Origin of the sequence: Elstera litoralis (genome assembly GCF_000963705.1) — a bacterium.
GTDB classification, from domain to species: Bacteria; Pseudomonadota; Alphaproteobacteria; order Elsterales; family Elsteraceae; genus Elstera; species Elstera litoralis.
In genome coordinates this window covers 1-1053 of sequence record NZ_LAJY01000636.1, presented here as the reverse complement: position 1 = coordinate 1053, position 1053 = coordinate 1, and the positions used below count along the sequence as shown (strand labels likewise).

Sequence of the window (1053 nt, the reverse complement as noted above, 5' to 3'; positions counted from 1 at the left end):
TGCGGCTGATCGCTGAGAGCTTGGTACAAACGCATTCCCAGGCGCCTAGCCCGGTTAAAGCGGATACGCGCGTGTCTATTTTCGAGCAGGCCATGCGCCATATGGTCGATACACACCGGGACAGCGCGTTGGTTCTGCGCAATGTCACGGTGAAGGGGAAGCGTACGACGATTCGCTTGGAGCCGGAAATGTGGGATGCCCTGGCGGAGATCGCCCGCCGGGAGGGCTATACCCAGACGCAACTGTGTACCCGCATAGCCGACGGTCAACCGCCGGGTCTGAGCTTCACAGCGTCGGTGCGGATGTTCATCCTCACCTATTTCCGAACAGCCGCGCATGGAACGTCGGTGCTCTCCCTCCTGGGACCGCGTGAGCCGGATTTAGCGACGGATTTTGAGGTCAAACACGGCACCCGCTAAGGGGTGTGGCCTAACCGGCCGGGGCGGGTACGGTGCGTAAACTTGGGTAAGCGAAACGCTGCCGAGGCTCGGCGGGGGGAAGAACCTCCGCTAACTCGGTCAACGCGCGCAGGTAGGCGATGGTGAAGCGCCAAATCGCGCGGTTCAACGGCGTTACGCCGCGCTGCTGATCGATGGTATCGATCAAGCTGGCGAGTGGGATACGCCGATCATTGGCGATGACCGCCAACGCCGACCAAAGTTCGGTCTCCAAGCGGAGATCGATCGGTCCGGAGCTTAAGGTGAAACGGCGAAGCGAACGATGCGTCGCCATGGGGCGCGCGGGAGCGGTCGTGAGTCGAGCCATAGCGGGGTCCTCGCAACGGGCACGAGAGGAATTCTGAAAGAGCGAGCGCAAAAAGAACGTGCGTCGGCACGGGGCTGTGTCGGCACCCCTCTGTCATACTCGCCTAACTCTTTATAAATCGTTAATAACACACCTAATACGATTATAGTCACCGAAATATAATTAATAATTGGCGGTGTACCGTTAACGATACAGCTCAAAACATACTATTGCAGGTAGGTTCTTGTCGCTTAAGACCGGCAGAAACCCGCAGAGCAATATTCTGCGTTGCAACAGATTTTCGTTTTT

2 protein-coding genes are annotated in these 1053 nt (G+C 57.6%); one reads left to right on the top strand and one right to left on the bottom strand.

Annotated elements, in window-relative coordinates; all coding sequences use genetic code 11:
- Positions 1-71 precede the first annotated feature (71 nt).
- Complete coding sequence (locus tag VZ95_RS18490; RefSeq protein ID WP_052711932.1) at positions 72-419, top strand: ribbon-helix-helix domain-containing protein; 348 nt, start codon at positions 72-74, stop codon at positions 417-419.
- 10 nt (positions 420-429) lie between these two features.
- Here the strand turns inward: VZ95_RS18490 and VZ95_RS18485 are convergent, their stop codons facing one another.
- On the bottom strand, positions 430-672 hold the full coding sequence (locus VZ95_RS18485; protein WP_198148393.1) for a ribbon-helix-helix domain-containing protein: 243 nt from the start codon (positions 670-672) through the stop codon (positions 430-432).
- Between the last annotated feature and the right edge of the window lie 381 nt (positions 673-1053).